A 7638-nucleotide genomic window follows, 5' to 3' on the forward strand; every position below is an offset into this window, starting at 1 on the left:
CCCTCACCCTTCCCACGGCCTGACGGCAGCGGGCCCCTTCCCTCTCCCCGTGAGGGGAGAGGGAGCAAGAACAGAAAAGGGCGCCGGTGTTGCCACCGACGCCCTGTTTCTTGTCTGCCGACAGGTGCTTTTAGGCAGCCTGCGGAAGCGCCGCCTTGGCCTGCGCGATGATCGCGGAGAAGGCTGCGCTCTCGTGCATGGCGATGTCGGCCAGGACCTTGCGGTCCAGATCGATGCCCGCCAGCTTCAGGCCGTGCATGAACTGCGAATAGTTCAGGCCCTCGGCGCGGACGCCGGCGTTGATGCGCTGGATCCACAGACCACGGAAGGTCCGCTTCTTAACCTTGCGGTCGCGATACGCATACTGGCCGGCCTTTTCGACGGCCTGACGTGCGATGCGGATGGTGTTCTTGCGGCGACCATAATAGCCCTTGGCTGCACCGAGAATCCTCTTGTGCTTGGCCCGGGTGGTTACACCGCGCTTGACGCGTGCCATATCCTAATCCTTCCCTTGTCGCTCAGTTCAGGCCGTAAGGCGCCCAGGCCTTCACGGTCTTGGTGTCGGCGTCGGAAAGGACCGAGGTGCCGCGGTTCTGGCGGATATACTTGCCGTTGTGGCTGATCAGCCGGTGGCGCTTGCCGGCGACGCCGTGCTTCAGCTTGCCGGTGGCGGTGAGCTTGAAGCGCTTCTTGACGCCGCTCTTGGTCTTGAGCTTGGGCATTTTGGTCCTTTCGGTTTGACCCCATGCGAATGACAGCCGCGGCAGCCCATACCAGCCGGGCAGTCGTTCCACGCGCAGGATCGAGGAAGCGGGGCCCTTAGCGCGGCGACAGGTGCTTTGCAACCGATGCGGAACCGTAACGGCACTCGGGCGCTTGACACCGGCATGGAGACGGCCACCCCGACCAAGGACACGCCGGTGAAATCCCGGCGCAGGCGCATCCTGTTGCGCGTGGCCGCCGGCATCGTGATCGCGATCCTTGCGGTATGGCTGGTGCTGTTCGTCACCAAGGGGCGGTTCCTGAAGCGGCCGTTCGAATCGATCGTCGGCGGGCTGACCAACCGTACGGTCAGTGTGGGCGGCGACTTCCAGCTCTATTTCGCACCCCTTCGCATCAAGCTGTATGCCGAGCGGCTGGCCATTTCCAATCCGGCCTGGGCGAGCCGGCCCAACCTGTTCACCGCCGATCGGATCGATACGCGCATCGCGCCCCTGTCGCTTCTCTTCGGCAAGCGGCGGCTTTACTGGCTGGACCTGCAGAACGGCGCGGTCGATCTGGAATGGAAGCCGGATCATTCGACCAATAGCTGGACGTTCAGCGAGAAGAAGGGCGGCAAGCCGCTGGACTTCCCCCGCATCGATGTGGCGAGCGTGCGCGGCACGACAGTGCGCTATGTCGATCCGCGTATGCGGCTGCTCGCCGATCTGGGGATCGAGGATGTCCGGTCCGAGGATGCGCGGATCGGCAAGGCGGTGGGCGTCAAGGGCGATGGCCGGATCAGGGGAACGCCGTTTACCGTGACCGCGCGGCTGTTGTCGCCCGATGCCACCGTCAACCGCGGCAGGAACGAACTGGTTGCGCGGATGCGGGCGGCGGGCAATGTGATCGACGTGGGCGGCACGCTGCCCTCGATCGCGGATATCGAGAATGTGCCGCTCAGAACCACGGCACGCGGGCGTGACCTGTCGACGCTGCTGGCGATCATCGGCGTGGCAATCCCGCAGACGCGCACCTATCAGTTGCGCAGCCGGCTGGTGAAGGACGGCGAGGTGTATCGCTTCACGCAGATGTCGGGCAAGGCGGGTGATACCGACCTGGCCGGCACGCTGACCATCACCAATGGCGAACGGCTGCACCTCGATTCGACCCTGGCGACCAGGACGCTGGACATCATCGATGCGGCGCCCTTCATCGGCTACAATCCCGATATCGTCGCCGACAAGGGCGCGCAGGCCGCCGCCGCGGCGACGGGCGCGGGGGCACAGCGGCTGTTGCCCGATGCGCGCTTTCCGATCGATACGATGCAGCGGTTCGACGCGGACCTGAAATGGACGATCGGGCGGGTGCGGTCGCGCAACCTGCCGATCAGCAATGTCGACCTGTCGCTGGATCTGGAACGGGGCAAGCTGGTGCTGTCGCCACTGACCTTTGCGATGGCGCGTGGCAATGTGGCGTCGGACGTGACGTTCGACACGCGGCCACGGCCGAGTGCGGTGCGCTATGACATCAGGCTGGCGCCGACGCCGCTGGGGCGTCTGCTGGCGGGCTGGGGCGTGGCGGAGGCGGGCACGTCGGGCGTGGTGAAGGGGCGCGTGCAACTGGCCGGGCGCGGTGACACGATCCATGATTCGCTGGCGAGTTCCAATGGGCGGATCGCGTTCATCCTGCCGGCGGGGACGCTGTGGACGCGCAATGCCGAACTGGCCGAGCTGGACCTGGGCACCTTCGTGCAGAAGATGTTCGAGCAGCGGCTGAAGGAGCCTGTGCGGATCAATTGCGGGCTGATCGGCTTCACCGTGCGGCGCGGGATCGCCGCGGCCGACCCGGTGCTGATCGACACCAGCAAGAACGTGATCGTGGCGCGCGGCGGCTTCAGCTTCCGCAACGAGGCGATCGACCTGGCGTTTCGCGCCGATAGCAAGCGGATCAGCCTGTTTTCCGGCCAGTCGCCGGTCGGGCTGACCGGCAGCTTCGCGGCACCGGGCATCGACCCGATCAGCGGCGACCTGCTGGCGCGCGCCGGCGCCGGGCTGGGGCTGGCGGTGGTGGCGACGCCGCTGGCGGGCGTGCTGGCCTTTGTCGATGTGGGCGATGCCAAGGCGGCGGCGTGCGGACCGGTGCTGGCCGGAGCCCGCGCCAATGCGCAGCGGACGAAGGACGGCGAAGAGCGCGAGGATGTCGGCAAGGGCACCACCGCCAAGAGCAAGGACGGCAAGCAGAGCGAGCCGGAGCGCAAGGCGCAGCGCAAGAAGTTCCTGGGAATTTTCTAGGGCGCGGGCGCCTTAATGCTCGTGGACGCCGTGCAGCGCTTCCAGCACGTCGTCGGTGCGGGCCGGGTCGCCGATCGCCAGGACATGTCCGGCGCTGGCGGCGGTGAGCGGATCGCCGTTCCAGTCGCACATGCGGCCGCCGGCACCTTCCACGATCGGCACGAGTGCGGCGAAGTCGTAGAGTTGCAGGCCCGATTCGGCGACGATGTCGAGATGCCCCGAGGCGAGCAGCCCGTAATTGTAGCAGTCGCCGCCATAGACGGGGCCCTGGCGCGGGTTGCCGCCGCTGATCGCGGCCACGAGCGCCATGTAATGCGGCACGTCGCCTTCGCCGAACAGGTGCGGGCTGGTGGTGGCGATGATCGCGCCGTCCAGTTTCGGGCAGGCGCGAGTGCGGGCGGGCTGGCCGTTGAAGGTGGTGGGGCGGCCGGCGACGCCCAGCCAGCGCTCGCCCGCGATCGGCTGGTCGATGATGCCGAGGATCGGCCAGCCATCCTCGACCAGCGCGATCAGCGTGCCGAAGATCGGGCGGCCGACGGTGAAGCTGCGCGTGCCGTCGATCGGGTCCAGCACCCATTGCCGGCCGGTGACGCCGTCCTTGGTGCCATATTCCTCGCCCACCACGCCGTCGCCCGAGCGTTCCGCGTCGAGCAGGCGCCGCATCGCGGCCTCCGCCTCGCGGTCGGCGCGGGTGACGGGGGAGCGGTCGTCCTTGATCTCCAGTCCGATATCGGCGCGGCGGAACCAGGGGCGGATCGCGGCGCCGGCCGCGTCGGCGAGGCGCAGCGCGAGCGCGATGTCGGAAGAATGTACAGCCATGCCAGCGGACTAGGAGAATGGTCGGAAAACGGCAATGGACGGGCGCATGGTTAATGCTTAGCCACGGATCAACGACCCGGAGATCTGTTCCATGCGCCTGCCCCTGATTGTCGCCACCCTGGCCGCCGCCGCCCTCGCCGTGCCCGCAGGCGCCAGCCTGAAGACCGGTGCCAGGGCGCCCGACTTCACCACGCGCGGCGCGGTGGCGGGCAAGCCGTTCAAGGTGAACCTGGCGCAGCAGCTCAAGAAGGGGCCGGTGGTGCTGTATTTCTTCCCCGCGGCTTTCACCAGCGGCTGCAATGCGGAGGCGCGTGCCTTTGCCGACAAGATCGGCGAGTTTCGTGCGGCAGGCGCGCAGGTGATCGGCATGTCGGCGGATCCGGTGGAGCGACTGGTGCCGTTCTCCGCCTCCGAATGCGCGGGCAAATTCCCGGTGGCGAGCGCCGGGCCGGCGGTGGTGAAGGGCTATGACGTCGCGCTGGGCCGCGCCATACAGGGCCGCAGCGTGACGACGCGGACCAGCTACGTCATCGGGCGCGATGGCCGTATCGCCTTCGTCCATGACGACATGAACCCGGCCGAGCATGTCGCCACGACGCTGGCGGCGGTGCGTGCGCTGCCCCGCTGACCGGACACTGTTGACGGCGGATCCGAAATGATCCTTTTGGTCACCCAATTTCAACCGTTCTGCTCTAGGCCACATTCGCTGTGGGAGGGTTGAATGCATCACGCCAAACGGACTGACATGATCGGAAAGGACAATCTGTTCGATCGTATCGGCCAGTTTCTGGCGGATCATCGACTGACGCCGGATCCTGCGCATTACAGTTTCGTCCATGCGCTGATGACCGATCCGGATGGACCGACCGCGCGTGCGGTGGCGCTGTTGACCGATGGCGGCGTGCGGCTGGCGCATGACGACGTGATCCGGCTGGGCGGCACCGTGGTGAACGAGGCGCCGGTGCAAAGCGCCTCCAGTGCCCCGCGCCCCTCCGAACCGTCGCCCGAGGCGCGATCGGATGCGCTGGTCGCCGCCACGCAAAGCCAGGTGGAGGGATTTGCCGAAACGGTGCGTGCGATGCATGCGGTGACCCGCGGCTTCGGGCGCGATCTGGAGGAAAGTGCCGCGGCGATCACGCGGCAACCGACCGTGGCGGGCCTGGACCAGATCGCGTCCCTGACGGGCGGCATGATCGCGCGCATTCGCGATACCGAGGTTCGTCTGGCGCAGGCGACTGCGGAGGCGGATGCGCTGCGCACCAAGCTGGCCGAGGCGCGTGAGACCGCGCGGCGCGATCCGCTGACGGGGCTGGCGAACCGGCTGGCGTTCGAGGAAGCGTTCACCGCGTGCCGCGAGGCCGAGGAAACCTGTTGCATCGCGGTGTGCGATGTCGATCGGTTCAAGCTGATCAACGATCGGCACGGCCATCATGTCGGCGACCGGGTGTTGAGCGCGATCGGCCAGATGCTTGCCGAGGAGTGCAAGGGGCATCTGGTCAGTCGGCATGGCGGCGAGGAGTTCGCCATCCTGTTGCACGACGTGTCGCTGAGCGGGGCGGCGGCGCTGCTCGATGCGGCGCGCGCGCGGGTGGCGGCGCGGCGTTTTCGGGTACGGGCGACAGAAGAGGGAATCGGGCAGGTCACCTTCTCGGCGGGCGTGACCGCGATCCGCGCCGAGGACACGCGCGAGGGGGCGTTCGTGCGCGCCGACCAGCTTCTCTACACCGCCAAGAGCCAGGGTCGCGATCAGGTCTGCGCGGCGTAAGCCGGCGGACGAATTTTTCGCTGATCCTTGGTGTGAATTGCGGGCAGGAGTTGGCGGATAATGCCAATGCCGCCCGATGTCATTTCAGCAAACGGCGGAAATGCGTGGGTTTTTCGAACTGGCACGCCTTCTGCAAAGCCTTGGGTATCGATCGTCGGACAGTCCCTCGATCGCCAAACCAAGGATGAAACGACCCATGTTCCAGCTTTCCACGCTTCGCCAGCAGTTCGCCTCGGTCGCCGGTGCGATCCTGTTCGCCGCCATCGCGATCAGCGCCGCCGTCCCCGTCGTGCCGATCGCCTGATCCGCCCGGCCCCCCCAAGGAATCCCCGAGGAACCGCCGCCATGACCATCACCCGCAGCCTGCTGATCGGCTTCGCCGCGTTCAGCACCACCGTCCTTCTGATCGCCGGGCAGACCCAGTTGATGATCGGCTGAAGCCCGCCCGCCGGGCGAATGGTTCAGCCCGGTGCCACCGCGCCGACCGGACCGACCGGCGCTTCCTCCTGGCGCGAATAGGTGCCGACGAGGACCCCGGCCGCCAGCACATGGCCGGCCATCGCATCCAGTATCGCACCGCGCCCGGGCGTATCGCCGGGATCCGCCACATCTTCGCCGAGTGCGAACAGTTGGAAGACATAGCGGTGCTCGCCATGCCCCGACGGCGGATCGGGCGGCAGCCATCCTTCGCGCAAGTACGAATTGCGCCCGACATCGCCGCCATCGGTGGTGCCAGCGGCATCGGCGACGATCGCGCCTTCCTCCAGATGCCCGGCACCGGGCGGCAACGCCCAGACGATGGCATGGACCAGCGGCTGCGGCGTGGGCGCGTCCGCATCCTCGACGATCAGGGCAAGATGCGCGGTGCCAGCCGGCGGATCGCCCCAGACGAGCGGAGGCGACACGCCTTGCCCATCCGCGGTGAAGCGGGGCGGCAGGCGCCCCTGATCGGCAAAGGCCGGGCTAGTGAGCGACAGTGTGTCGAAGCCGCGACCCAGTTCCGGCCGGGCGATCATCAATCCATCGGAGCCGGCGCGGACGGTGCCGAGCGCCTTGCCCAGCCAGGCGGGGAGATGTTCAAGCATGGCCTTGTCTCCTGTTAGCGAACAACGTTGGCGCGCCAGACGCTGACCAGATCGATCGCGCCGCGACATTCGGTCATCGCTCTGGCTTCAACCAGACGGAAGCGCTCGCCATCCCAGGCGAATCGCTGAAGACTGCCGCAATCGCCCAGTCCGCGTCCCTTGGCCCAACTGGTCAGCACGCCGGCATCGGCCGCCCAGCCGGCGTTGACGAGCGTGGCGGGGGTGCCCGCGGGCTTGGGCTCGCCGAAATCGACGGCGATGTCGAACGGCGCCGGGGTCAGCTTTCCATCGCGCAGCAGCAGCGGCTGGGAGGTCATGTTGTAGGCGCCGGCGCCGCAGGACAGCAGGACGAGCGTGGTGCGCGCGTCGAGGCGATAGCCATCCTGGCTGACCGGGCCAAAATCGTCGGCGGGGCATTCCAGTTGGCGGCGCATGCCGGCGATGGCGGCGGCGGTGGGTATTTCGGGCGCGACGGTGGTGATGGCGGCGGCGCGCACGACCGGCAGGGTGGGGGCGGCAGGGACGGTGCTGGCCGGGCGATCACCCCTGGCGACGAGCGCAGTGACGGTGCCGACGCGCTCCTGTCGGTCGTCGGCATAACGCATCGCGGCCGACAGACCGGACAGAGACAGGGCGAGCGGCTCAACGGCGCGGATGCTGGCGGCGCGGCCGGCGATCATCGCATCGACGAGGCGGCGGGCAGGATCGCCGGTCAGGAGCAGGCGGGAGTCGTCATCGGGGCGTCCTTGCGCCACCACCTTGCCGTCGACCTGTATCGTGGCGTTGTCCACCTGCCCGTCCGCCTTGCGCAGCAGGACGGTGACGGCGCCGTCCGGGCCGGCGGCGCGACGAACGACGAGTCCGGTGCCGAGCGCCCCGTTTTCGCCCGGCGCGAGCGAGGCCGCCTCGCACAGACCGCCATTGTCGCAGGCGATCGCCCAGTCGCGGAAGATGCGGATATCGGCCAGCTTCGGGG

General features: G+C 67.9%; 8 protein-coding genes. 3 read left to right on the plus strand and 5 right to left on the minus strand.

Translation table 11 applies throughout. The features are described from left to right. Nucleotides 1–130: 130 nt before the first annotated feature. Both rplT and rpmI read right to left on the minus strand, forming a co-directional pair. Nucleotides 131–496, minus strand: coding sequence for a 50S ribosomal protein L20 (gene rplT, locus Q0U08_RS15115; protein ID WP_112381698.1), 366 nt, complete (start codon nucleotides 494–496; stop codon nucleotides 131–133). 22 nt (nucleotides 497–518) lie between these two features. Beyond that, nucleotides 519–722, minus strand: a complete 204-nt coding sequence (gene rpmI / locus Q0U08_RS15120; RefSeq protein WP_007406658.1) for a 50S ribosomal protein L35 — start codon at nucleotides 720–722, stop codon at nucleotides 519–521. A 165-nt stretch (nucleotides 723–887) separates the two neighbouring features. On the opposite strand from rpmI, the gene Q0U08_RS15125 reads away from it, so the two are divergent. Further along, complete coding sequence (locus tag Q0U08_RS15125; RefSeq protein WP_298092326.1) at nucleotides 888–2993, plus strand: AsmA family protein; 2106 nt, start codon at nucleotides 888–890, stop codon at nucleotides 2991–2993. A gap of 12 nt (nucleotides 2994–3005) precedes the next feature. Here Q0U08_RS15125 and Q0U08_RS15130 read toward each other — a convergent pair whose 3' ends face one another. Continuing rightward, complete coding sequence (locus Q0U08_RS15130) at nucleotides 3006–3812, minus strand: inositol monophosphatase family protein (RefSeq protein ID WP_298092328.1); 807 nt, start codon at nucleotides 3810–3812, stop codon at nucleotides 3006–3008. 91 nt (nucleotides 3813–3903) lie between these two features. On the opposite strand from Q0U08_RS15130, the gene Q0U08_RS15135 reads away from it, so the two are divergent. Together Q0U08_RS15135 and Q0U08_RS15140 are read left to right on the plus strand one after the other, a co-directional pair. Then, a complete protein-coding gene (locus tag Q0U08_RS15135) occupies nucleotides 3904–4440 on the plus strand; it encodes a peroxiredoxin (protein WP_298092329.1) in 537 nt (178 codons plus the stop codon). 117 nt (nucleotides 4441–4557) lie between these two features. Then, entirely contained in the window at nucleotides 4558–5577 is a 1020-nt protein-coding gene (locus tag Q0U08_RS15140; RefSeq protein ID WP_298092330.1) for a GGDEF domain-containing protein, read from the plus strand. 461 nt (nucleotides 5578–6038) lie between these two features. Here Q0U08_RS15140 and Q0U08_RS15145 read toward each other — a convergent pair whose 3' ends face one another. After that, nucleotides 6039–6662 (minus strand): YbhB/YbcL family Raf kinase inhibitor-like protein, encoded by a 624-nt coding sequence (locus Q0U08_RS15145; RefSeq protein ID WP_298092331.1) that lies wholly within the window; start codon nucleotides 6660–6662, stop codon nucleotides 6039–6041. Nucleotides 6663–6676: 14 nt separating this feature from the next. Next, the coding region (locus Q0U08_RS15150) for a DUF1176 domain-containing protein (RefSeq protein WP_298092333.1) at nucleotides 6677–7638 on the minus strand (962 nt) is incomplete at its 5' end.

The sequence above is a fragment of the uncultured Sphingomonas sp. genome (assembly GCF_946477935.1).
Lineage (GTDB): Bacteria > Pseudomonadota > Alphaproteobacteria > Sphingomonadales > Sphingomonadaceae > Sphingomonas.

What these genes read in the sequence shown, in the direction of transcription:
- rplT (WP_112381698.1), bottom strand. Translation starts at nt 496, where the DNA reads ATGGCACGCGTCAAGCGCGGTGTAACCACCCGGGCCAAGCACAAGAGG.
- rpmI (WP_007406658.1), bottom strand. Translation starts at nt 722, where the DNA reads ATGCCCAAGCTCAAGACCAAGAGCGGCGTCAAGAAGCGCTTCAAGCTC.
- Q0U08_RS15125 (WP_298092326.1), top strand. Translation starts at nt 888, where the DNA reads ATGGAGACGGCCACCCCGACCAAGGACACGCCGGTGAAATCCCGGCGC.
- Q0U08_RS15130 (WP_298092328.1), bottom strand. Translation starts at nt 3,812, where the DNA reads ATGGCTGTACATTCTTCCGACATCGCGCTCGCGCTGCGCCTCGCCGAC.
- Q0U08_RS15135 (WP_298092329.1), top strand. Translation starts at nt 3,904, where the DNA reads ATGCGCCTGCCCCTGATTGTCGCCACCCTGGCCGCCGCCGCCCTCGCC.
- Q0U08_RS15140 (WP_298092330.1), top strand. Translation starts at nt 4,558, where the DNA reads ATGATCGGAAAGGACAATCTGTTCGATCGTATCGGCCAGTTTCTGGCG.
- Q0U08_RS15145 (WP_298092331.1), bottom strand. Translation starts at nt 6,662, where the DNA reads ATGCTTGAACATCTCCCCGCCTGGCTGGGCAAGGCGCTCGGCACCGTC.